At 70.7% G+C, this 23,439-nt stretch carries 21 protein-coding genes and 2 pseudogenes; 13 read left to right on the plus strand and 10 right to left on the minus strand.

Annotated features, from left to right (window positions below; genetic code table 11):
* Positions 1-2: 2 nt before the first annotated feature.
* Entirely contained in the window at positions 3-656 is a 654-nt protein-coding gene (locus tag ACZ601_RS30890; protein ID WP_469544220.1) for a hypothetical protein, read from the plus strand.
* Positions 657-693: 37 nt separating this feature from the next.
* On the opposite strand, the gene ACZ601_RS30895 is transcribed toward ACZ601_RS30890, so the two are convergent.
* Positions 694-1,338, minus strand: a complete 645-nt coding sequence (locus ACZ601_RS30895) for a TetR/AcrR family transcriptional regulator (RefSeq protein ID WP_440575678.1) — start codon at positions 1,336-1,338, stop codon at positions 694-696.
* 317 nt (positions 1,339-1,655) lie between these two features.
* On the opposite strand from ACZ601_RS30895, the gene ACZ601_RS30900 reads away from it, so the two are divergent.
* The 4 genes from ACZ601_RS30900 to ACZ601_RS30915 all read left to right on the plus strand — a co-directional run bounded on the left by ACZ601_RS30900 (position 1,656) and on the right by ACZ601_RS30915 (position 5,971).
* Entirely contained in the window at positions 1,656-2,636 is a 981-nt protein-coding gene (locus ACZ601_RS30900) for a tetratricopeptide repeat protein (protein WP_469544222.1), read from the plus strand.
* Positions 2,637-3,235: 599 nt separating this feature from the next.
* Positions 3,236-3,892: a DUF6230 family protein gene (locus ACZ601_RS30905; protein ID WP_451304782.1), complete on the plus strand. Its 657-nt coding sequence runs from the start codon at positions 3,236-3,238 to the stop codon at positions 3,890-3,892.
* A gap of 182 nt (positions 3,893-4,074) precedes the next feature.
* Entirely contained in the window at positions 4,075-4,656 is a 582-nt protein-coding gene (locus tag ACZ601_RS30910; protein ID WP_469544225.1) for a DUF6114 domain-containing protein, read from the plus strand.
* Positions 4,646-5,971 carry a hypothetical protein gene (locus ACZ601_RS30915; RefSeq protein WP_469544227.1) on the plus strand — a complete coding sequence of 442 codons (1,326 nt, stop codon included), beginning with the start codon at positions 4,646-4,648 and terminating at the stop codon, positions 5,969-5,971. Before ACZ601_RS30910 ends, ACZ601_RS30915 begins: the two co-directional genes overlap by 11 nt.
* Positions 5,972-6,065: 94 nt before the next feature.
* Here ACZ601_RS30915 and pyk read toward each other — a convergent pair whose 3' ends face one another.
* The 3 genes from pyk to pta all read right to left on the minus strand — a co-directional run bounded on the left by pyk (position 6,066) and on the right by pta (position 10,941).
* On the minus strand, positions 6,066-7,496 hold the full coding sequence (gene pyk, locus ACZ601_RS30920) for a pyruvate kinase (RefSeq protein ID WP_327339104.1): 1,431 nt from the start codon (positions 7,494-7,496) through the stop codon (positions 6,066-6,068).
* Between the two features lie 74 nt (positions 7,497-7,570).
* Positions 7,571-8,809 (minus strand): acetate kinase, encoded by a 1,239-nt coding sequence (locus ACZ601_RS30925; RefSeq protein WP_469544229.1) that lies wholly within the window; start codon positions 8,807-8,809, stop codon positions 7,571-7,573.
* Entirely contained in the window at positions 8,806-10,941 is a 2,136-nt protein-coding gene (gene pta / locus ACZ601_RS30930) for a phosphate acetyltransferase (RefSeq protein ID WP_469544232.1), read from the minus strand. Before pta ends, ACZ601_RS30925 begins: the two co-directional genes overlap by 4 nt.
* A gap of 225 nt (positions 10,942-11,166) precedes the next feature.
* Here pta and ACZ601_RS30935 point away from each other — a divergent pair, with 225 nt between their 5' ends.
* A complete protein-coding gene (locus ACZ601_RS30935) occupies positions 11,167-12,192 on the plus strand; it encodes an ATP-dependent 6-phosphofructokinase (RefSeq protein WP_440575670.1) in 1,026 nt (341 codons plus the stop codon).
* 56 nt (positions 12,193-12,248) lie between these two features.
* On the opposite strand, the pseudogene ACZ601_RS30940 reads toward ACZ601_RS30935, so the two are convergent.
* Together ACZ601_RS30940 and ACZ601_RS30945 are read right to left on the minus strand one after the other, a co-directional pair.
* A pseudogene (locus ACZ601_RS30940) lies at positions 12,249-13,099 on the minus strand (helix-turn-helix domain-containing protein).
* A 12-nt stretch (positions 13,100-13,111) separates the two neighbouring features.
* Positions 13,112-13,858 (minus strand): DUF6879 family protein, encoded by a 747-nt coding sequence (locus ACZ601_RS30945; RefSeq protein ID WP_469544234.1) that lies wholly within the window; start codon positions 13,856-13,858, stop codon positions 13,112-13,114.
* A 170-nt stretch (positions 13,859-14,028) separates the two neighbouring features.
* On the opposite strand from ACZ601_RS30945, the pseudogene ACZ601_RS30950 reads away from it, so the two are divergent.
* A pseudogene (locus ACZ601_RS30950) lies at positions 14,029-14,238 on the plus strand (hypothetical protein); the annotation flags it as partial.
* Between the two features lie 104 nt (positions 14,239-14,342).
* Positions 14,343-14,537 (plus strand): hypothetical protein, encoded by a 195-nt coding sequence (locus tag ACZ601_RS30955; RefSeq protein WP_469544236.1) that lies wholly within the window; start codon positions 14,343-14,345, stop codon positions 14,535-14,537.
* A gap of 20 nt (positions 14,538-14,557) precedes the next feature.
* On the opposite strand, the gene ACZ601_RS30960 is transcribed toward ACZ601_RS30955, so the two are convergent.
* From ACZ601_RS30960 to ACZ601_RS30975, 4 genes are all read right to left on the minus strand, one after another.
* Complete coding sequence (locus tag ACZ601_RS30960) at positions 14,558-15,181, minus strand: XRE family transcriptional regulator (RefSeq protein ID WP_469544322.1); 624 nt, start codon at positions 15,179-15,181, stop codon at positions 14,558-14,560.
* A gap of 208 nt (positions 15,182-15,389) precedes the next feature.
* Positions 15,390-16,064 (minus strand): response regulator, encoded by a 675-nt coding sequence (locus ACZ601_RS30965; protein WP_440579040.1) that lies wholly within the window; start codon positions 16,062-16,064, stop codon positions 15,390-15,392.
* A 5-nt stretch (positions 16,065-16,069) separates the two neighbouring features.
* Positions 16,070-17,764: a sensor histidine kinase gene (locus ACZ601_RS30970; RefSeq protein WP_469544238.1), complete on the minus strand. Its 1,695-nt coding sequence runs from the start codon at positions 17,762-17,764 to the stop codon at positions 16,070-16,072.
* A gap of 34 nt (positions 17,765-17,798) precedes the next feature.
* The gene (locus ACZ601_RS30975) at positions 17,799-18,461 is read right to left on the minus strand and encodes a TetR/AcrR family transcriptional regulator (protein WP_469544239.1); all 663 of its coding nucleotides are present in this window, start codon (positions 18,459-18,461) and stop codon (positions 17,799-17,801) included.
* A gap of 103 nt (positions 18,462-18,564) precedes the next feature.
* Between ACZ601_RS30975 and ACZ601_RS30980 the strand changes: the two genes are divergently transcribed.
* The 5 genes from ACZ601_RS30980 to ACZ601_RS31000 all read left to right on the plus strand — a co-directional run bounded on the left by ACZ601_RS30980 (position 18,565) and on the right by ACZ601_RS31000 (position 23,418).
* Complete coding sequence (locus ACZ601_RS30980) at positions 18,565-19,701, plus strand: Gfo/Idh/MocA family protein (RefSeq protein WP_469544241.1); 1,137 nt, start codon at positions 18,565-18,567, stop codon at positions 19,699-19,701.
* A gap of 99 nt (positions 19,702-19,800) precedes the next feature.
* Positions 19,801-21,162 (plus strand): cation:dicarboxylate symporter family transporter, encoded by a 1,362-nt coding sequence (locus ACZ601_RS30985; protein ID WP_469544243.1) that lies wholly within the window; start codon positions 19,801-19,803, stop codon positions 21,160-21,162.
* Positions 21,163-21,285: 123 nt separating this feature from the next.
* Positions 21,286-21,702 (plus strand): MerR family transcriptional regulator, encoded by a 417-nt coding sequence (locus ACZ601_RS30990; protein ID WP_469544245.1) that lies wholly within the window; start codon positions 21,286-21,288, stop codon positions 21,700-21,702.
* Complete coding sequence (gene trxA, locus ACZ601_RS30995) at positions 21,699-22,043, plus strand: thioredoxin (protein ID WP_469544247.1); 345 nt, start codon at positions 21,699-21,701, stop codon at positions 22,041-22,043. The genes ACZ601_RS30990 and trxA overlap by 4 nt, the downstream gene beginning before the upstream one ends.
* Positions 22,044-22,128: 85 nt before the next feature.
* A complete protein-coding gene (locus ACZ601_RS31000) occupies positions 22,129-23,418 on the plus strand; it encodes an HAD family hydrolase (RefSeq protein WP_469544249.1) in 1,290 nt (429 codons plus the stop codon).
* Positions 23,419-23,439: the final 21 nt, after the last annotated feature.

Genomic DNA, 23,439 nt, shown 5'->3' on the forward strand with positions numbered 1-23,439 from the left:
CCATGACAGTGCATCGATTTGACTGGGACTTCGGCTTCAGCCGGCTGACCAAGTTCTTCGCCGGGCCGTGGTCCCACGAACGGACCGTCGAGGAGACCATCGCGGACGCGGCTACGGGACACACGGACGACCCGTCCGGAGCGGCCGCCTCGGCGATCCTTGAGGACGCCGTCCGGCTGGAGGAGTCGTCGCTGCCGACCGAGGTGATCGCCACGGTATGGACGGTGGCCTCGGAAGGGGGCTACAACCTCGCCTATTTCGGCGTCGACGGACGGGACTGGCTGCGTCAGGTCGCGGCTGTCTGCTCCGGGCAGGTGCGGCAGGCTGATCCTGCCCGGGTGCCGGACGTCGAGCCGGTCAGGGCCGCCGAGGAGTCGGTGGACGCGGTCGTGGAGGTCATCAGGTCGGCGGCACCTGCCCTGGCGGCCAAGGCAGCCACCTTCCACGGCCATGAGGCCGGCGACGTGGTCCGGGGGCTGGAACTGGTCGCCACCGAGGTCGATCCCGACCTCGGTCTCCGGCTCCTCCTCCGCGTGCTGAACGTTTGTCGGGTGCCGCTCACCGACGCCCAGTACGCCCGGTACGAGGCCCTCGGCGAGGCGTTCGGCTACGGGCAGTTCCACGTCTCCGATGTGGAGCATCTGGCCCGGTTCTGAGAGGTGCCGAGTACGGGCATGTGAAGGGAAAGCGCCCTCAGGCCCCGGGGCGCCGTTCGGTCGCAGCAGCGCCCAGCCCCGCCAGGAGCAGCAGGGTGAAGCGCCGGGCCCAGTCGGCATCGACGGGCTCGGCGCTCACCAGTGCCCGGTGCACCACCGCGCCGGCGATCACATCGAAGATCAGATCCGCCGTCAGCGCCGCCGTGACCTCGTCCTGCTCCACCGGCAACTCGCCCCGTTCCTGGGCCCGTTGTCGGCCCTGGAGGACGAGGCGCTTCTGCCGGTCCACGATCGAGTCGCGGATCCGGGTCCGCAGCGCCTCGTCACGGGTCGACTCCGCGACCACCGCCATCAGCGCGGTCTGGGTCTCCGGCCGCTCCAGCAGCGCGGCGAACTGGAGCACCACCGCCTGCACATCGGCGGACAGGCTGCCCAGATCGGGGAGTTCCAGTTCGTCGAAGAGGACCGCGACCGCGTCCACGACCAGTTCGTTCTTGCCCGCCCAGCGCCGGTACAGCGTCGTCTTGGCGACCCCGGCCCGCGTCGCCACATCGCCCATCGTCAGCTTCGACCAGCCGAGGTCGACCAGGGAGGCTCTGGTCGCCTCCAGGATCGCCTCATCGGCCGCGGCATTGCGCGGGCGTCCCGTTCGTGCGGGTTTGGGGTGGCTGCGGCTGAGCATGACGCGACCATACCCGCCAGTAGCTAAATTCGACCGGCCCCGTCGGCCGTGAGACAGATCACCGGGTGGTCCTGTTCAGCAGGGGCTGTGGCCAGTTACGCTACGGGTCGTAGCGTAAGGACGACGGCTGTGCCGTCGTCGCGCGACGGACGAACGACAGCCACAGGCGCCGGGTGGGGACCGGGTGCCGAACCGGGTCTTTCAGGGGCCCTCGGACCGTGTCTGTCCGTACACCTCGCACACCGGCGGGGGTCGCGGACGGGCGCGGTTCACGTATCGCTTTCCGGAACGGTGTGCCGAGGGGGGAGGATGTACGCATGCAGCCTAGGAACATGTCCATGAGCGGCGTCGTCGACCTCGCCGCGGTGAAGGCGGCCGGTGAGGCCAAGGTAAAAGCGGAGCAGGCCCGTGCCGAGTCCGCCCGGCAGGGTGGCCCCGCCGCCGTACCCGCTTCTTCTCTTGTGTTCGATGTCGATGAGGCGGGCTTCGAGAGCGACGTACTGCAGCGCTCCGCCGAAGTCCCCGTCGTCATCGACTTCTGGGCCGAGTGGTGCGAGCCGTGCAAGCAGCTGGGACCGCTCCTCGAACGGCTGGCCCAGGAGTACAACGGCCGCTTCGTGCTGGCCAAGGTCGACGTCGACGCCAACCAGATGCTGATGCAGCAGTTCGGGATCCAGGGCATCCCGGCGGTCTTCGCCGTCGTCGCCGGGCAGGCGCTGCCGCTCTTCCAGGGCGCGGCCCCCGAAGCCCAGATCAGGGAGACCCTGGACCAGCTGATCCAGGTCGGCGAGGAGCGCTTCGGGCTCACCGGCATCCCGGTCGACCAGGACGCGGCGGCTCCCGGCGCCGGCGTGCGGGAGCCCGCCCCGGTGCCCGCCGGGCCGTACGACGCCCTGCTGGAGGCGGCCGCGCAGGCGCTGGACGCCAATGACTTCGCCGGCGCCGTCCAGGCGTACAAGAACGTCCTCTCCGACGAGCCGGCCAACAGCGAGGCCAAGCTCGGCCTCGCCCAGGCCGAACTCCTGGCCCGGGTCCAGAAGACGGACCCGCAGCAGGTCCGCAAGGACGCCGCCGAGAATCCGGCCGATGTGCCGGCCCAGCTCGCCGCGGCCGACCTGGATCTGGTGGGCGGTCATGTCGAGGACGCGTTCGGCCGTCTCGTCGAGACGGTTCGCCGCACTTTCGGTGAAGACCGGGACCGGGTGCGGGTGCGGTTGCTGGAGCTGTTCGAGGTGATCGGCCCCGACGACCCCCGGGTCGGCGCCGCGCGCACCGCTCTCGCGCGCGTCTTGTTCTGATCTGACAACACGGCCGCGGCTCCTGGTGGGAGTCGCGGCCGTTTTCGCGTCAGGACGATAAGAGAAGCCCGCGCTTTACCAAATCTTGATAAAAGCAACGGCTGTTACTCCGAGTAAATCACCGACCGGGATCTGTCCGGCTTCGGCCGCCAATGCCGTGATTCGTCTGTGCGTTGTGGGCAACCCTGTGTGGCCGCTCGGTGCCGCCCGGTCGTGGCTGGGTTATCGCGCCGTTACCAGTGAGTAACGAACCCCCTTGTGTCACGGCCGCGAATGGACCACGATCGGCCACGCTCGGTCCAATAACGTCAGTCCGGCTGCCAGTCGGTGCGGCGGCTCTGTTGGGTCCCCACCGGGTGGGTCGGCGGCAGTGGCGCCGGCTCCGGACAGGGGGGTTCCTGCATACCCGCAGGGCCTGTCCGAAGAGGTTGCGCGAACGCGTGGCCAGTGGTTGTCGCTCGGGGGTGATCGCCGGTGTTTCGGGCGCGGTTCACGTTTCCGTTCGCTAGCGCTCTCCTTTCCGAGGACGTAGCACTTCTCCCATCCCGCGTCGGGCAGGATGCCAGGCCGGAGATGTACGTCCGAGAAGGAGGAAAAGTATGAGTTCCCAGGTTCGCGGTGGCACGAGATGGAAGCGTTTCGCTGTCGTCATGGTGCCGAGCGTCATAGCCACCGCCGCGGTGGGTGTCGGCCTGGCGCAGGGCGCGCTCGCCGCTTCGTTCAGCGTGTCGGGGCAGCAGTTCAAGGTCTCGGCCGCCGAGCTGAATGGCGAGAACTTCGTCCAGTACGGCAGCATCGCGACGGAGGACGGCGCCGACCCCGCGAAGGAGGGCAAGGCGCACGCCGTGGCCGTCTCCGGGTTCAGCCACGCCACCATCAGCAAGATGTGCCAGTCGGTCGTCACCCCCAACCTGCCGTTCGGGCTGGGCAGCGTGACGCTGCGGCTGACAGCCGGTGACCCGGCCAAGACCAATGGCAAACTGGTTGACGCCACGGGTCTTTACCTCGACGTCTCGGATCTCAACGCTGACGCCGAGTTCGGAAATATCGACATCGGTGTGCGTACGGGCGATCTGGCGAACCCGGGCGTCCAGCCCAAGGCCGGGAAGTACGTCAACCCGAACGGGTTCTCGCAGCGGGCCGAGACCGCCAAGCTGACGGGCGTGAAGCAGCAGGCGTGGGCCACCACGGCAGGAACGTTCAAGCTGCCGGGTCTGCACCTGGCGTTGTCCAAGGGCGTCAACGAGTGCTACTAGGGCGTGTTTCGAGAGTAGCGTCGTCCGCCCGTAGGGCGGGCGTGCCAGGCGTTGCCACGCAGACGGGACTTTCGAAACACGGCCCAGGGCACTAGCCCGGGCGGTCGGGGGCGCACAGCGGGTCCCCGACCGTCCACCTTCTCCTTCTCACAGCAGTACCGGTTCCCAGGGAGCTGTTTTCCATGAGCCCCGAATCCCAAGGGCAGAACGAGCACTACCTCTCCGTCGCCCGGCGAGGCTTCCGCACCTGGCGGGGTGACCGGCCGTTCTGGGCCGGACTGTTCACCATGCTGGGCGGCGCGCCCATCATGTACTTCCCGTACGCGAACATGCACCTCGGCAACGTGACGTTGGCGATGTCCACCACGGCCGGCGCCGGTTCGCTGATCATCGGTGTCCTGCTCGTCACGCTGGGCCTGACGATGTGGTTCCACAGCATCGTCCGCGTGTTCGCCGGTGTCGCGGCGATTCTGCTGGCCCTCATCTCCATACCCGTCGCCAACATCGGCGGCTTCGTGATCGGCTTCCTGTTCTCCCTGATCGGCGGCGCGCTCTCCGTGTCGTGGGTCCCGGGCGAGACGTCGGCGAAGGAAGAGCCCGCGCCGGCCGCGGCCGCTCCCGCCGAGGAGGCCCCAGGCACCCTCTCCTTCGCGAAGGGCGAGCCGCTTCCCGAGGGCGCGCTCCAAGGGGCGGGCATCCCCGAGCAGCAGGCCCCGTACGACTCGACGGCCGAGGCCGAGGGCGGGAGGCACCGTGCGGGGTGACGACAAGCAGATGAACCGCTCGGACGAGAGCGGGCTCCAGGAACACAGGGGGCCCCGGCACGCCGCTCCCAGGAAGTCGCTTCTGACGAAGCTGCACATGCCCTCCGGTAAGAAGGCGTTCGCGCTCGCAGCGATGCCGACGGCTGTCTTCGTCGGGATGGGGCTCACCCCCAGGCTCGCGATGGCCGACGACAACACGGACATCCCGTTCGCGCCCGGCCCCTGCGTGACCCGCTCCGACGAGCCGAGCGAGTCGCCGTCGCCCTCCGCCTCGGAGACGAAAAAGCCGTCCCCGTCCGCCACGGCGAGCGACAAGGCCACGCCGGACAAGAGCGACGGGACGACGACCCCGAAGCCCTCGGCCACCCCGTCCGCGAGCTCCTCGGGCGACACGGAGGCGGACTCCACGAAGAAGGCCGCCGACACCCCGGCCGAAACGCCGAGCGCGACCCCCTCGCCCACCAAGTCGAAGAACCCGCTCGACCCGCTGGGACTCGGCGACGCGCTCAAGGACCTCTTCGACGGACCGGACAAGAAGACGCCCGACCCCTCTCCGAGTGCCACCACCGCGTCCCCGAAGCCTTCCGCGAGCACCACGGACGAGAAGTCCTCGGACAAGGCCTCCGGCAAGGCGGCGGACAAGCCGGCCGACAAGCCCGTCAAGAAGGTCACGGACGCGGCGAAGGACACGGCCGACAAGACCGCCGAAGCCATCCGCGAGGCGGCGGGCAAGGCCGGCAAGCCGGTCGAGGAGCTGGACAAGGACGTCAAGGGACTCGACCCCAAGAAGGACGAGGACATCCCGGACGGCGCCAAGCCCTCCTTCCCGTGCCCGACCGCCGACCCGAAGGCACTGGCCGACGCCGATCTGGAGCAGGGCATCCCCCGCCTCCCGAACGACCCGTGGATCCTGGAGAGTTCACGGCTCACCCTGAGCGGCCTCGACTACAAGGGCATCGTGGAGGTGCAGAAGGGCGACGGCTCCACGAAGAAGGTGCTGAAGTTCACCGCCTCCTCCGTCGACATCAAGGACCTCCACCAGCTCACGGTCGGCCCGCAGCCGGGCGTCACCGGCCACGTGAAGGCGAAGCAGGGCTCCCACTCCACCATCGAAGACGGCACGGTGACGATGTACACGGAGGAGCTGAAGGGCAACCTCTTCGGCCTCATCCCGATCACGTTCAGCCCCGAGACGCCGCCGCCGATCAACGTCCCGTTCGCCTTCTTCACCAAGGTGAAGGTGACCCAGGCCGGCCAGTTCGGCGGGACGCTGACGGTGCCGGGCCTGCACAACTACTTCACCCAGGACGGCTGACGCAGCCCTGACCCATTCGGGAGCCGCACAACGGCTGTGGGCCGCACCCCCTTTTCGGGGATGCGGCCCACAGTCATGTCTGCGGCGGAGGCCGTCAGTCGCGGCCCTGACCGCCCACGTGGTGCACGCGCACCATGTTGGTCGTGCCCGGGACGCCGGGGGGCGAGCCGGCCGTGATGACCATTGTGTCGCCGTTGCTGTAGCGGTCCAGCTTCAGCAGCTCCGCGTCGACCAGGTCCACCATCGCGTCCGTGGTGTCCACGTGCGGGACGACGTACGCCTCGACGCCCCAGCTGAGGGCCAGCTGGTTGCGGGTGGACTCGTCCGTGGTGAAGGCCAGGATGGGCTGGGCCGCGCGGTAGCGGGAGAGGCGGCGGGCGGTGTCGCCGGACTTGGTGAAGGCGACCAGCGCCTCACCGTTCAGGAAGTCCGCGATCTCGCAGGCCGCACGGGCGACCGAACCGCCCTGGGTGCGCGGCTTCTTGCCCGGCACCAGCGGCTGGAGGCCCTTGGAGAGCAGCTCCTCCTCGGCGGCGACGACGATCTTCGACATCGTCTTGACCGTCTCGATCGGGTACGCGCCGACCGAGGACTCCGCAGAGAGCATGACCGCGTCCGCGCCGTCCAGGATCGCGTTCGCGACGTCGGACGCCTCGGCGCGGGTCGGGCGGGAGTTGGTGATCATCGACTCCATCATCTGGGTCGCGACGATCACCGGCTTGGCGTTCCGGCGGCAGAGCTCCACCAGGCGCTTCTGCACCATGGGGACCTTCTCCAGCGGGTACTCGACGGCGAGGTCGCCACGGGCGACCATCACACCGTCGAACGCCGCGACGACGCCCTCCATGTTCTCGACGGCCTGCGGCTTCTCGACCTTGGCGATGACGGGGACCCGGCGGCCCTCCTCGTCCATGATCTTGTGGACGTCCTTGACGTCACCGGCGTCCCGCACGAAGGAGAGGGCGACCAGGTCGCAGCCCATCTTCAGGGCGAACCGGAGGTCGTCGATGTCCTTCTCCGACAGGGCCGGGACGTTGACCGCCGCACCCGGCAGGTTGATCCCCTTGTGGTCGGAGATCACCCCGCCCTCGATGACGATGGTGTGGACCCGGGGGCCGTCCACGGAGACGACCTTCAGCTCGACGTTGCCGTCGTTGATCAGGATCGGGTCGCCCTTGGCGACGTCTCCGGGCAGGCCCTTGTAGGTCGTCCCGCAGATCGACTTGTCCCCGGGGACGTCCTCGGCGGTGATGACGAACTCGTCCCCGCGGACCAGTTCGACAGGGCCCTCGGCGAACTTCGCCAGGCGGATCTTCGGGCCCTGGAGGTCGGCGAGTACGCCGACCGCCCGGCCGGTCTCGGCGGCGGCCTCGCGGACCCGGTCGTAACGACCCTGGTGCTCCGCGTGGGAACCGTGACTGAAGTTGAATCGGGCCACGCTCATGCCGGCCTCGATCAGAGCGACGAGCTGCTCATGGGAGTCGACGGCGGGGCCGAGGGTGCAGACGATTTTGGAACGGCGCATGAGGCGGATCCTATCGGTTTGTTTAGCTGCGGAATATTCCGGCTGGTGGAAGATACAAAAGGGCGCGGGGGTGCTCAGTTGTCGACCAGTGCGTAGGTCTGGCCGGCGATCTCCAGCTCCTCGTCCGTCGGCACCACGGCGACCGCGACCCGCGCGTAATCCGGCGAGATCAGCCGGGGTGCGCCGAACCGTACGGCGTTGAGATCCGCGTCCACCACCAGGCCGAGCTCCTCCAGACCGGCGATCGCAGCCTCCCGTACGGGAGCGGAGTTCTCACCGACCCCCGCCGTGAACACCACGGCGTCCACCCGGCCGAGGACCGCCGAATAGGCGCCGATGTACTTCTTCAGCCGGTGGACGTAGATGTCGAAGGCGAGGGCGGCACGTTCGTCGCCCTCGTCGACCCGGCGACGGATCTCCCGCATGTCGTTGTCGCCGCAGAGGCCGACCAGACCGCTCTTCTTGTTGAGCAGGACGTCGATCTCGTCCGCCGACATCCCCGCCACCCGCTTGAGGTGGAAGGTGACGGCCGGATCGATGTCTCCCGATCGCGTACCCATCACCAGCCCCTCCAAGGGGGTCAGTCCCATCGAGGTCTCCACGCACCGGCCGCCCCTGACCGCCGAGGCCGACGCCCCGTTGCCCAGGTGCAGCACGATGACGTTGACCTCCTCGGGCGTCCTGCCCAGCAGCTCTGCCGTCTTGCGCGAGACGTACGCGTGCGAGGTGCCGTGGAATCCGTAGCGCCGGATCCGGTGCGCGTCGGCCGTCTCGACGTCGATCGCGTACCGGGCCGCGTACTCCGGCATCGTGGTGTGGAACGCGGTGTCGAAGACCGCGACCTGCGGCAGGTCGGGGCGCAGCGCCTGCGCGGTGCGGATGCCGGTGATGTTCGCCGGGTTGTGCAGCGGCGCCACCGGGACCAGACGCTCGATCTCCTTCAGCACCTCTTCGGTGATCAGGGTCGGCTCGGTGAACCTCAGCCCGCCGTGCACCACCCGGTGGCCGATCGCCGCCAGCTCGGGGGAGTCCAGGCCCAGCCCGTCGGCGGCCAGCTCCTCCGCGGCCGCCCTGAGCGCCGCGTCGTGGTCGGGGATCCGGCCCAGCCGCTCGCGGCTCTCGCCACCGCCGCCGGTCAGCGGGGTGTGCACCAGCCGGGAGGTCTCCTCGCCGATCCGCTCGACCAGCCCGGACGCCAGCCGGGAGTGGTCGCGCATGTCCAGCAGCTGGTACTTCACGGAGGAGGAGCCGGAGTTGAGGACGAGCACCCGGCTCGCCCCCTCGACTGCTGCGGCGCCTTCGTTGGTGGTCATGCGGGTCGCTCCTCGCCCTGTGCCTGGATCGCCGTGATCGCCACGGTGTTGACGATGTCCTGCACCAGCGCGCCCCGGGACAGGTCGTTGACGGGCTTGCGCAGTCCCTGGAGGACCGGGCCGACGGCCACCGCTCCCGCCGAGCGCTGCACGGCCTTGTAGGTGTTGTTGCCGGTGTTCAGGTCCGGGAAGATCAGGACGGTGGCCTGGCCCGCCACCTCTGAGCCCGGCAGCTTCGTCGCGGCGACGCTCGGCTCCACCGCCGCGTCGTACTGGATCGGGCCCTCGATCATCAGCTCCGGGTGACTCGCACGCACCCGTTCCGTCGCCTCGCGGACCTTGTCGACGTCGGCGCCCGTGCCCGAGGTCCCCGTCGAGTACGAGAGCATCGCGATCCGGGGCTCCACGCCGAAGCGGGCGGCGGTGACGGCCGACTGCACGGCGATGTCCGCGAGCTGCTCCGCGTTCGGGTCCGGGTTGACCGCGCAGTCGCCGTACACCAGGACCTTGTCCGCGAGGCACATGAAGAAGACGGAGGAGACGATCGAGGCATCGGGTTTGGTCCCCCCAGCGCCCGCCGCCACCCTGCCTGACGAGCTCTGCTCGGCCCCCTTCGTTCTGATGATCTCGAAGGCCGGCCGGATCGTCGCCGCCGTGGAGTGCACCGCGCCGGAGACCATGCCGTCCGCGAGCCCCTCCTGGACCATCAGGGTGCCGAAGTAGTTGACGTCCGAGACGACGTCGTACGCGAGCTCGACCGTGACCCCGCGGTGGGCCCGCAGCTGCGCGTACCGCTCCGCGAAGCCCTGGCGCAGCTCGGAGGTCTGCGGGTCGACGAGCTGGGTTCCGGCCAGGTCGATGCCGAGGTCGGCGGCCTTCTTGCGGATGACGCCGGGGTCACCGAGGAGGGTGAGGTCGCAGACGCCGCGCCGCAGCAGTACGTCGGCGGCGCGCAGCACCCGTTCCTCCGTGCCCTCGGGCAGGACCACCCGGCGCCGGTCGGCGCGGGCCTGCTCCAGGAGTTCGTGCTCGAACATCATCGGCGTGACCCGGCCGCTGCGGGCGACCGAGATCCGGTCGAGGAGCGCACCGGTGTCGACATGGCGCTCGAAGAGGCCCAGCGCCGTCTCGGCCTTGCGCGGCGTCGCCGCGTTCAGCTTGCCCTCCAGGGCGAAGAGCTTCTCGGCGGTGGGGAAGGAACCGTCGGCCACCGCGACGACCGGGGTGCCCGGTGCGAGCCGTGCCGCCAGCGTGAGTATCTCCTCGCCGGGACGCTCGTTCAGCGTCAGCACGATGCCCGCGATGGGCGGGGTCCCGGCGCTGTGCGCGGCCAGCGAGCCGACCACCAGATCGGCCCGGTCCCCGGGCGTCACCACCACGCAGCCCGGCGTCAGCGCCTTCAGGAGGTTCGGCAGCATCGCGCCGCCGAACACGAAGCCCAGCGCGTCCCTGGCCAGCCCCGCGTCGTCGCCCAGCAGCACCGTCCCGTCCAGCGCCGCGGTGATCTGGGCGACCGTCGGCGCCGAGAGGGCCGGATCGTCGGGCAGTACGGAAATGGGGACGGGCAGCGTGGCCGCGAGCCGCTCCGCGATGACCTCGCGGTCCTCTGCGGCCACCCGGTTCACCACCATCGCGACCACGTCGCAGCCCAGACCGGCGTACGCGCGGTAGGCGTTGCGGGTCTCGGCCCGCACGGACTCCGCGTTCTGCTCCTGGCCGCCGACCACCGCGATGACCGAGGCGCCGAACTCGTTGGCGAGGCGGGCGTTGAGGGCCAGCTCGTCGGGGAGCTGGGTGGCCGCGAAGTCGGTGCCGAGCACGATGACCACCTCGTACGCCTGGGCGACCCGGTGGAAGCGGTCGACGAGCCGGGAGACGAGTTCGTCGGTACCCTGCTCGGCCTGGATCGCGGACGCCTCGTGGTAGTCGAGGCCGTAGACCGTCCCCGGGTCCTGGGAGAGCCGGTAGCGGGCCCGCAGCAGCTCGAACAGCCGGTCGGGATCGTCGTGGACCAGCGGGCGGAACACCCCGACCCGGTCAACCTGACGTGTCAGGAGCTCCATGACTCCCAGATCGACGACCTGGCGGCCGTCTCCCCGGTCGATCCCGGTCACGTACACGCTGCGCGTCACGCGTGCTCTCCCGTCCTTGACTGGCAGGTATGGGTGATATCGCCTGTTTGACGATACCTGCGGGGGCCGAGGGGCCGCCCGCCGGGCGAAAGCCCCTCTCCGCGGCCCCGGAGCAGCCGGGAGCGCGGGGTACGTACTCGGCATGGGACAATCACCGTGGCTCACGGTACGGGGGATTCCGCAGTTGCCGCCGGACAGGCCCTAGCGAGCAGGAGATAAAGCACGATGCGCATCGGAGTTCTCACCGCAGGCGGAGACTGCCCAGGCCTGAACGCAGTGATCCGCTCGGTCGTGCACCGTGCCGTGGTGGGTCACGGCGACGAGGTCATCGGATTCGAGGACGGGTTCAAGGGGCTGCTGGACGGCCACTACCGTCCCCTCGACCTCAACGCGGTCAGCGGCATCCTCGCCCGCGGCGGCACCATCCTCGGCTCCGCCCGGCTGGAGCGCGACCGGCTCCGCGAGGCGGCCGAGAACTGCGCCGAGCTGAGCCGCCGTTACGGCATGGACGCGCTGATCCCGATCGGCGGCGAGGGCACCCTCACGGCCGCCCGGATGCTCGCGGACGCCGGAATGCCCGTCGTCGGCGTACCGAAGACCATCGACAACGACATCTCGGCCACCGACCGCACCTTCGGCTTCGACACCGCCGTGGGCGTCGCCACCGAGGCCATAGACCGTCTGAAGACCACCGCGGAGTCCCACCAGCGCGTCATGGTCGTCGAGGTGATGGGCCGCCACGCGGGCTGGATCGCGCTGGAGTCCGGAATGGCCGGCGGGGCGCACGGCATCTGCCTGCCCGAGCGGAAGTTCCAGGTCGAGGACCTGGTCAAGATGGTCGAGGAGCGGTTCGCGCGCGGCAAGAAGTTCGCCGTCATCTGCGTCGCGGAGGGCGCGCACCCGGCCGAGGGCTCGATGCCGTACGCCAAGGGCGCGATCGACCAGTTCGGCCACGAGCGCTTCCAGGGCATCGGTAACCGCCTCGCCGTCGAGCTGGAAACCCGGCTCGGCAAGGAGGCCCGGCCGGTCATCCTCGGCCATGTGCAGCGCGGCGGCACGCCGACCGCGTACGACCGGGTGCTCGCCACCCGCTTCGGCTGGCACGCGGTGGAGGCGGCCCACCGGGGTGACTTCGGCCGGATGACGGCGTTGCGCGGCAACGACATCGAGATGGTGCCGCTCGCCGACGCGGTGACCCAGCTGAAGCACGTTCCGCTGGAGCGGATGCACGAGGCCGAGTCGGTGTTCTGAGCCGGCGGCCGGGTCCCGGCCCGCACCGCGGACCGGGACCCGGCCGCCGGGCGCGGTCAACGGGGGTCGAGCGCGCGCCGGGCGGAGACGATGACGCGGTGGGCGTCGGCGCCGTGGACGGTGACTCGCGGAGGGTTTGCCACACCTTCTTGTACAAGGTGACGTTGTCGGCGTCGTCCAGCCACAGTTCGGCGTGCCAGTCCTCCGCGACGACCAGGCGGTCGTCAAGGATCCAGAAGCCGTTGGCGGGCACGATCTCCATGGACGCCGTGAACGGGATGACGCCCAGCTCCACCGTGTCCAGGCCGATCATTCCGGTGAGGCGGTCGAGCTGGGCGGCCAGGACGGCGGCAGGACAGATCAGCGACCGCAACGCGGCCTCCCAGGTCAGGACGTGCAGCTTGCGGCCGGGCCGGTACAGCCACTCCTGCCGTTGCGCCCGGGATCGCACCGCGTCCTCGATGTCGCCCGCCCCGCCCAGCAGCTCGGAGTACCGCCGGATGACATGGCGCGCGTACTCGGGGGTCTGCAGCAGCCCGGGAACGACGGACTCCTCCCAGATCCACATGACAGAGGTGCGGTCGATCTCCGCACTCAGCCCTTCGTGCAGCGGCTTGAAGCCGTTCGCCAGGGCCCTGCGCCATGACCTGATGTGAGATTCGAACCCGGCCAGTCGGGCGGCGAGCTCCGGGTACACGCCCGGCTGTCCGGTCGCGTCGGCCCACGCCCTCAGGTCCTCGGGGGTGGCCGTCTGCTTGCCGTTCTCCAACTTGCTGACCTTGGAGCCCGGCCACCCGAGCCGCTGGGCGAGCTGCTGACCGGTGAGCCGGCCACCGGGGCAAGAGAAGCGCAGCTCGCGCAGCCGTGCGCCCAGTGCCGCTCTGGCTTGCTGATAGTCGGTGCTCACCGGCCGGACACGCTACTCCGCTGCTGCCACCTGCGCGGCGAACTGAACGAACGGGACGGCGTGGTGCATCGCTGCGTCGCGCACGATCGCATACCGCACGACCTCCGCCGGTTCCGTGATCAGTTCGAAGCTGTGCAGGTTGTCCTGGTCGTCGAAGTGGAGCACGGCCACGACGCGCGAGTCGAAGATCCAGAAGTCCTCGGACGGCAGACCCGCGGCGTCCGCGCGCCACAGGTAGCGGATGTCCTCACCGACCGCCGCGTTGTGCCGGGCGTAGTCGAGGAGGAACAGCTGCTCGGTCGTGGGCGGCATGTCCGCGATGCGGACACGGCCGACCGTCTTTCCCGCGTCGGTCTGGGCTCCGATGGTGACGAACCAGGGCTCATCGGGGTCGCACGGCGAGGAGCCGGTGGCCAGGAACTCCTGGAAGTCGGGATCCTGCCGGTCGGACGCGTAACCGCGCCGCGTCTCCAGCCGCCAAGCGGTGTGCTCGAAGGTCTCGAAGAGGCGGCGGAAGGTGGTCCGGTCGACAAGCTCCGGCACGCGCTCCACCTCCTTGGGCCCCCAGTTCACGAGCAGCTCGCGCGGCACGGACACCGCTGCCTCACCCGGCCCGAAGTGCCGGAGCTGCGCGAGGTCATCGGGGTCGGTCACGGGTGTGCCCTGAACGATGATCTCGCCGGTGCCGTCGTCCGTGTGCAGAGCGGGGCAGCCGTCGACCTTGCTGTCCGTGCCGGTGAAGCGCAACTGCCGTGCCATGGACGCTCTCCCTTCCAGGGGTAGATCCAACAGCTTGGCGGCAGGTGCGGGCCGGGCACCACCGTGTCCGGCCGGACACGGGAGAAAACATCAGCAAGACAGGTCGTCTCCCGAGCAAATTCGAGAAAGCAGCATATCGCCGCCAACGCCCGGCTTCTAACGTCCTGTTCATGGCGATCAATGAGCAGCAGAACCAGAACACCGACTCGGCCCCCGCCGCGGCCGTCGAGTCCCTGAGAGCGGCGCTGACCGAGGCCGGCATCGTCCTCCCCTCGCTCGGGCTCGACGTCGCGTCCCCGCGGCTACGGCTCGTGGAGCTGGGGCGGGTGCGCGCGGACGTGGCCGTCCGGCTGGCTCAGGCGCTACGCCGAGGGGGCCAGGCCACCCCGGACGGCGTGCGCCGGGTCGCGGACGAGGAGCGGCTGAGGTCCGTCCGGGAGCGGACCCGTGAGCTGAACGCGGTGAGCAGCGGCAGGAGGTACCTGTGAGCGCCGGGGCGGAGGGCGCGGAGATGTCCGCCGAGTGCAGGGTCGCCCAGCGACCCGGGTACACGGAGCTGCACCGCGCGTGCCGCCGGACCGAGGACGTGCCGCTGCCGCACGGCGGAGGGATTCTGCTCGTGCGCCGCTGCGCCTGCGCGCACCACAGCTACGACGGCGGGCGTGACGGGGGCCGTTGAGGAGCGCGGGCGTGCGCCGGTCACTTCTCCGTCGTCTGCCAGAACCGGCCCACTATCTGGGCCAGGAACGCCCGGCCCGCGTCACCCGTCGCACCCTCCCGCTCGCTGCCGGTGCTGCTCCAGCTCAGTGTGGACACCATCAGCGCCTGGTACTCGGAGTGCAGCTGTTCCAGGACGCCCTGGAGCAGCCGCCGGTCCACCGGCACCACTTTCGCGACCGGCTTCACGTACGCCTGCCAGCGCGTCGTCACGGCGCTGCGCAGCAGCTCTGCCAGCTCCTCGTCCCGGCCGGTCGCCGTCACGAAGTCGGCCGCCGTCAGTCCCAGCGCCTCGGTGAGCGCCGCGGACTGGCGCTCGTTGCCACGCCACCGCCCGGACTCCTCCATGCGCAGATACGCGGAGGTGGCCAGCCCCACCAGTCCCGCCAGCTCGTCCGGCGACAGCTGCCGGGCGACCCGGTGCTCGCGCAGGGTCCGGGCGGCGGTCAGGAGTTCACCGGGAGCGCACCACAACACGCCTGCGAGCGCGGTGAGTTCGTACTCGCTCGGCAGGGCGAGTCCACGCTCCCAGGCGGCTACGGTCTCGGCGGTGATCCGGAGTCCGTACTGGGCGCCGAGGCCGTAGGCGACATGACCGGGAGCCATTCCCAGGGCCTCGCGCAGTCTGCGCGCGGCGGGGGCGTTGAAAGGCGGGGTGGGGTGCACGGCCCTACCGTAAGAGGTCGGAGGCGGTCTGACTACGGTGTGTTCCACCTAGGCCACGGCTCGTAGGAATCTCCTAGGGCCCGCGAAGGGACTGCGAAGGCTCTGCGGAGGGACTGCGGAGGGACTGCGGGGCGTGCTCGCGGTCTGTTCAGCGGGCCTCCGCCACCCAACGGTAGTGCAGCTCCGGGCGCCCGATCTGTCCGTACTGCGGACTGCGCACCGCACGCCCCGCGTCCACCAGGTGCTCCAGGTAGCGGCGCGCGGTGATGCGGGAGATCCCCAGCTCCACGCCCGCGGCGGCGGCCGTCACCCCGTCCGGGGCCGAGCGCAGCGCCCGCGTCACCGCCTCCAGCGTCGGACCGCTCAGCCCCTTGGGCAGCCGGGCGGGCTGCGGGGAGCGCAGCGAGGCGAGCGCGCGGTCGACCTCGTCCTGTCCGCTGGCCTCACCGGCCGCCGCCCGGAACTCCGCGTAGCGGACGAGCCGGTCGCGCAGGGTGGCGAAGGTGAACGGTTTCAGCACGTACTGGACGACACCGAGCGACACCCCTTCCCGGACCACGGCCAGATCGCGGGCCGAGGTCACCGCGATCACATCGGCCGTGTGCCCGGCAGCCCGCAGCGAACGCAACAGGTGCAGACCGTGCCCGTCCGGCAGGTAGAGGTCCAGGAGCAGCAGATCGACCGGCGTGCGCTCCAGCGCGCGCACCGCCTCCGCGCGGGAGTGCGCGACCGAGGCCACCGCGAACCCCGGCACCCGGTCCACGTACAGCTGATGGGCGTCGGCGGCGACCGGGTCGTCCTCGACGACCAGCACCCTGATCACGGGGTTCATCTGGTCCTGCTCCTTCTCACGCCGCCGCCGTCGGGCAGCGGCAGCCGTACGGTGAACTCCGCGCCGCCGTCGGGCCCCCGCTCCAGTGTGACCGAGCCGCCGTTGCGGTGCGCGGCCTGCTGCACGAGCGCCAGGCCGATCCCGCGACCGGCGCCGTGGGTGGACCAGCCGCGCCGGAACACCTCCGCGGCGTCGGCCGGATCGACGCCGGTCCCGCTGTCCGCGACCCGCAGTAGCAGTTCGCCGTCCCCGGCGAGTGCCGTGACGGTGACCCGGGCGCGTACCGGGCGGTGCGGGGACGAGGCGCGCTGGGCGGGGACGGCGCCGTCCCCGGGGACGGTGTCCGGCGGGCCGGCCACCGCCTCCGACGCCGCGTCCACCGCGTTGTCGATCAGGTTGCCGAGGACGGTCACCAGATCGCGCTGCGGCAGCGACGCGGGCAGCGCCCCGTCGTCGATCAGACTGTCGTCCGCCAGCACCAGCTCCACGCCCCGCTCGTTCGCCTGCGCCGCCTTGCCCAGCAGCAGGGCCGCCAGCACCGGTTCGGCCACCGCGCCGACGACGCGGTCGGTCAGCGCCTGAGCCAGCTCCAGCTCCGCCGTGGCGAAGCCCACCGCCTCCTCCGCCCGGTCCAGCTCGATCAGCGACACCACCGTGTGCAGCCGGTTCGCCGCCTCATGGGCCTGCGAGCGCAGCGCCTGGGTGAACCCCCGCTCCGAGTCCAACTCGCCGGACAGCGCCTGGAGTTCCGTATGGTCGCGCAAGGTCACGACCGTGCCGCGCCGCTCCCCGCCCACCACCGGACGGGTGTTGACCACGATCACCCGGTCCGCCGTCAGGTGGACCTCGTCGACCCGTTCCTCGGAGGCGAGCAGCGCCCCGGTCAGCGGCGCCGGCAGGTCGAGTTCGCCGACCCGGCGCCCGACCGTACCCGGGGCCAGACCCAGCAGCTCCCGGCCCGCGTCGTTGATCAGGGCGATCCTGCGCTGCCCGTCGAGCATCAACAGCCCCTCGCGCACCGCGTGCAGCGTGGCCTCGTGGTAGTCGTGCAGCCGGCTCAGCTCGGCGGCGTTCATCCCGTGGGTGTGCCGCCGGAGGCGGGCGTTGATCACATAGGTGCCGAGGCCGCCGAGCGCCAGGGCCGCACCCGCCGCGAGCGCCAGCGCGCGCAGCTGCTCCCGCACCTGGGTGGAGACCCGGTCGACCGTGATGCCCGCGCTGACCAGGCCGACGATCCTGCCGTGGTCCCGGACCGGCGTGACGACCCTGATGGAGGGGCCGAGCGTGCCGGTGTACGTCTCCGAGAACGTCTCGCCGCGCAGCGCCCGCGCGGTGTGCCCGAGGAAGGTCGCACCGATCTGGCCGGTGTCCGGGTGGGTCCAGCGGACCCGGTGCGGATCCATGATCGTGACGAAGGCGACCCCGGTGTGCCTGCGGGCCGCTTCCGCGTACGGCTGGAGGACGGCCGAGGGGTCCGGGGTGCGGATGGCCTCCCGTACGGATGGTGAATCGGCCACCGAGAGCGCCACCGCCCGCGCCTGCCGGGTCGCGGTCTCGCGGGCCTGCGCGCTGCCCGAGGCGTACGCGAAGAAGGCGCACCCCGCCACGACGGCCGCCACCAGCACCACCTGCATGGCGAAGAGCTGTCCGGCCAGGCTGCGCGGACGGGCACGGGGGCGGGGGATGCGCATGGTTCCAGTCTGCCTGCCGGGAGCGGAGCGGCGGTCAGTGCGGCAGGCTTCGGCCCGGTGGTGTGTCCGGCGGTGTGCCCGGCAGCGGACCCGCCCGGGTGGGGCGCAGGCCGTCGAGAACGATGTGGAGATTGCGCTCCCACTGCTGCTCGCCGGCTCGCATGCCCAGCGTGTGGGCACCGGTCGCGGCGGCGGCGAAGAGGAAGGGTACGTCCTGCCAGGTCACGTCGGAGCGCATGGCACCGGCCGCCTGGGCGCGCTCCACCAGGCGCCGGATCCGCTCCCGCAGTCCGGTCAGACGCTGGTCCAGAGCGTCTCCGCAGGCGCCTCCGAGCGCCTCGCTGATGCCGCAGCTCTCGGCGCGCAGACGCACGAAGGCGGTGGCGAACGTACACAGCCCGTGCCAGGGATCGGGGTCGTCCAGAGCGTGGTCGGCCAGCTCCGCGATCTCGTCGAGCACCTCGTCGAGCACGGTTTCCAGCAGCACTTCGAGAGAGGGGATGCGGCGGTAGAAGGTGCCGACGCCGACACCGGCCCGGCGCGCGATCTCGTGCGCGGAGACACCGACGCCGACCTCGGCCACCGCGATCCGGGCCGCAGCCACCAGCCGCTCGACGTTGCGCCGCGCGTCGGCCCTCGGCCGGCGTCCGGACGCGTCGGCCAGCAAGCGGTCCACGGCACTGTCCGGTCGGTTCATGAGCCCGATTCTAGCAATAAATGGACAGCCTCTGTCCGCTTAGCTAAGGTCCCCTAAGCGGACAAGTGTTGTCCGCTTGAGTGGGCGGGAGTGGGCGGGAACCATGGACGTGGAAGCGAAGAAGATCCGGGTGGGTGTCATCGGCGCGAACCCCGACCGGGGCTGGGCGGCTCGGGCGCACATCCCGGCCCTGACGGCGCTGCCGGACTACGAGATCACCGCGGTCGGCACCAGTCGTCCCGAGAGTGCTCACGCGGCGGCGCGCCGGTTCGGAGCCGCGCACGCCTTCACCGACGCCCGGCGGCTCGCCGAGCACCCGGAGGTCGACCTGGTCGCCGTCACCGTCAAGGTTCCCGCCCACGCCGAACTGGTGGGGGCGGCGCTGGCGGCCGGTAAGCACGTGTACTGCGAGTGGCCGCTGGCCCGGACCACGGAGGAGGCCGCCGCACTCGCGAAGTCGGCCCACGCGGCGGGCGTCCACCACGTGATCGGGCTCCAGGCGCGCAACGCCCCCGCGATCGTCTACGCCCGCGACCTGGTCGCCGCCGGTCACGTGGGACGGGTCACCTCCGCCGCGGTGTATGCCACCCGTGACAAGGGGGCCGGGGAGAGGATTCCCGGCTGGGCGGCCTACACCCTCGACTCCGGCAGCGGTGCCGGACTCCTGGAGGTCGCGGGCGGGCACACGCTCGACGCGTTGCAGTACGTACTGGGCGGCATCAGCGACCTCTCGGCCTCGCTGTCCGTCCAGCGCCCCGGCTACACCGTCGCCGAAACCGGCGAAGCGGTCGAGGCGACCGGCCCGGACCATCTCTTGCTGAACGCGACCCTCGGTGGCGGCGCCGTCGTCTCGGCGCACATCCACGACGCCAAGGTCACCGGTGCCCGGACCCGGCTGGAAATCTCCGGTACCAGGAGCGACCTCGTCATCGTCTCCACCGGGGCGAGCGGCGCGGCGGGCGTCCAGATCGGTGAACTCCGTCTGCTGGGAACCCCTGCCCCGGGCGGGACCCGGCAGGAGCTGCCCATCCCCGGCAGGTACCGCTGGGTGTCCGGGGCCGGCCCGGACACGGAGGGCTTCAACGTGGCGCAGATGTACGCCCGGCTGGCCCACGACCTCCGCACCGGCTCGCGCGACTCCCCGGACTTCGAGGCGGGCCTGCGAGCACACCGCCTTCTCGACGTGATCAGGCTCTCCGCGGCCACCGGCACCCGCCAGTCCATGGCCGAAAACATATGAACGAAATGCACGTAAGGGTGACCGGTGTCACAGGGCGCGGAATAGTCGCCGGGGCCCCCAGGGACGGGGGAGGGACAAAGAAGAGCCGAGGAGACCCTCGTGGCAGTGGCCGCCGCCAAACGGGACCGTTCGAAGTATCTGTATCTCGCCGTGATCGTGGCGGTGGGGCTCGGCATCCTGGTGGGCCTCGTCGCCCCGGATGCCGCCGTCGAGCTCAAGCCGATCGGAACCGGCTTCGTCAATCTGATCAAGATGATGATCTCGCCGATCATCTTCTGCACGATCGTGCTGGGGGTCGGCTCGGTACGCAAGGCCGCCAAGGTCGGCGCCGTCGGCGGTCTCGCCCTCGGCTACTTCCTGGTGATGTCGACCGTCGCGCTCGCCATCGGCCTGGTCGTCGGCAACATCCTGGAGCCCGGCTCCAGCCTCCACATCACCGAGGCGACCCGTGCCGCCGGTGAGGCGCAGGCAGGGGACAGCGCGTCCACCGCGGACTTCCTGCTCGGCATCATCCCCGACACCATGGTGTCGTCGTTCACCTCGGGCGAGGTGCTCCAGACCCTGCTCATCGCCCTGCTCGCGGGCTTCGCGCTGCAGGCCCTGGGATCGGCCGGCGAGCCCGTACTGCGCGGCATCGGCCACATCCAGCGCCTCGTCTTCCGCATCCTCGCCATGATCATGTGGCTGGCCCCGGTCGGCGCTTTCGGCGCCATGGCCGCAGTGGTCGGTGAGACCGGCGTGGACGCGCTGAAGTCCCTCGCCGTCATCATGGTCGGCTTCTACATCACCTGCGGGCTCTTCGTGTTCCTGATCCTGGGCGCGATCCTGCGCCTGGTGGCCGGGCTCAACATCTTCTCCCTGCTGAAGTACCTGGGCCGGGAGTTCCTGCTCATCCTCTCCACCTCCTCGTCCGAATCGGCTCTGCCCCGGCTGATCGCGAAGATGGAGCACCTGGGCGTCAGCAAGCCCGTCGTCGGCATCACCGTGCCGACCGGCTACTCCTTCAACCTCGACGGCACCGCGATCTACCTCACGATGTCCTCGCTCTTCATCGCCAACGCGACGGGCGACCCGCTGAGCATCAGCGAGCAGATCTCGCTGCTGGTCTTCATGGTGATCGCCTCCAAGGGCGCCGCAGGCGTCACCGGCGCCGGTCTCGCCACCCTCGCGGGCGGCCTCCAGTCGCACCGCCCGGAGCTGGTGGACGGCGTCGGCCTGATCGTCGGCATCGACCGCTTCATGAGCGAGGCCCGCGCCCTGACGAACTTCGCGGGCAACGCGGTCGCCACGGTCCTGGTCGGCACCTGGACCAAGGAGATCGACCGGGAGAAGGTCGACCAGGTCCTCTCCGGGGCGCTGCCGTTCGACGAGACGATGCTCTCGGACGAGGGCCCTGCGGAACCGCACGTCCCCGAGGCCAGGGACGGTGGCGAGGAACAGCCCTCGCTCGTGAAGGCATAAGCGCCCCCATGCACGCCGGGCCGGTACGGAGCTTCCGTACCGGCCCGGCGTGCGTCCGCCCTCCAGTCGTCCCGCCCCTGCCGCCCTTGCCTTGACGCCGACGGCAAGGATTACCGTCGGAACATGCGAATCGGGGAGCTGGCCGAGCGGGCCGGAACGACGACGCGGACGCTGCGCTACTACGAGTCGCGCGGGCTGCTGCCCACGCGGCGGGCGGAGAACGGGTACCGCACCTACGACGAGGGCGATCTGCGGCTGCTCCAACAGATCAGGACCCTGCAGGACTTCGGGTTCGACCTGGAGGAGACCCGGCCCTTCGTCGACTGCCTGCGGGCCGGTCATCCGGCCGGTGACTCCTGCCCGGCGTCGCTGGCCGTCTACCGGCGCAAGCTCGGCGAGCTGGACGCGCTCATCGGCCAGCTGCGGTCGGTCCGCGCGGAGGTGGGCGCCCAGCTGGCCCGCGCCGAGCTGGAGGCGTCCGCCGAACTGCCCGGCGGCCCCGAACCACGATGTGAACTGAACTGGGAGGACGACACATGATCCAGGTGGATGGCGTGGCCGAGGTCACCGACGAGACGTTCGACGCGGAGGTACTGGGGGCCTCGCTCCCCGTCCTCGTCGAATTCACCGCCGACTGGTGCGGACCGTGCCGCCAGCTCGCCCCGGTGCTGGGGGAGATCGCGGCGCAGGAGAGCGAGCGCGTCAGGATCGTCCAGATCGACGTCGACCGGAACCCCGGGATCACCTCCCGGTACGCGGTGCTGTCGATGCCGACCCTGATGGTGTTCCGCTCCGGCGAGCCCGTGAAGTCGATGGTCGGCGCTCGGCCGAAGCGGCGGCTGCTCCAGGAGCTCGAAGAGGTGATCCCGGCGGCGGTCTGAGGACCCGAGCGCGCCCCGGCCCACGTTCCGGGACCGGCGCGCGCCCCCTCAACATCGCGGAAACATTGATGTACGGTCCACTCGCATGCGTACCCGACTTGTTCTCGCGTGGACCTCGGCGGTGACCGCCGCACTCGCGGTCGCGGCCGCGGCCGGCCCCGTGGCAGCCTCCCCGGCCGGTCGCGGGTCCGCGACGCCGACGGCCCGCTGCCCCCAACTCTCCGACGACCTCCCCTGGTACGGCGACAACCGTGCCCGGCTGCAGCGCGTGATCGACGAGCGCGGCAGCTGCCGCGGCAGGGGCGGACCACGCCCGGTCGCGGCGTTCGACTGGGACAACACCATCACCAAGAACGACGTCACCGACGCCACCATCAGCTGGTCCCTGCGGCACGACAAGATCCTCCGGCCCGCCCGCTGGAAGGACACCAGCAAGTGGCTGACCGGCACCGCGGACAAGGCCCTCACCGAGGCCTGCGGCACAGACGTCGCGGTGGGAGCGCCCCTGCCCACCTCCACCAACGCCCGCTGCGCCGACGAGATCCTCCAGATCCGTGAGGACGGCACCACGATGAGCGGCGAGGCCGCCTTCGCGGGCAAGTGGAACCACCGGCGCACCGTTCCGCAGTACGCCTGGGTGCCCCAGCTGTTCGCCGGACACACCGTCCCCGAACTGCGCGCGTACACGGCGGCCGCCCGCACGGAGGCCCTCGCCGCGCCCGTCGGCGCGACCCGCACCGTCGGCACCCACGTCCTGCCCGCCTACGTCCGGTACTACGAACAGCAACGTGACCTCGTCCGTACGCTCCAGAAAGCCGGGTTCGACGTCTGGATCGTCTCGGCGGGCTCCGAGCCGGTCACCGAGGTCTGGTCGCGCGGCATCGGAATCGACCGCGCGCACACCGTCGCCATCCGCTCCGTACTCGACCGCAAGGGCCGCATCACGACCAGGAACGAGGGCTGCGGCGGAACGGGCGTCACCGAGGGCGAGGCCATCCCGTACATCGACGGCAAGCGCTGCTGGATCAACCAGGAGATCTACGGGATCAAGGGCCGGGCCGCCTGGCAGAAGCAGGCCCCGGACCGGCGGATCACGCTCGGCGGCGGTGACGCCGACACCGACGTGACGTTCGTCGGTGACGCCACCGGCGCGCACCTCGTGCTCAACCGCAACAAGAACGAGGTGATGTGCCGTGCCTACGACAACGCCGACGGCCGCTGGGTCGTGAACCCCATGTTCATCGAGCCGCTGCCCCGCAAGAGCACGGCCTACCCCTGCGCGACCGCCGCCTACACCGAGCCCGGCGGTGGCTTCGGCCCCGTGCGGCGCGGCGACGGCAGCGTCGTACCGGACCAGCGGGACACGGTGTACTGACGCCGGACCGGCACGGCAGGA

It is taken from the genome of Streptomyces sp. NPDC104307, assembly GCF_055584045.1.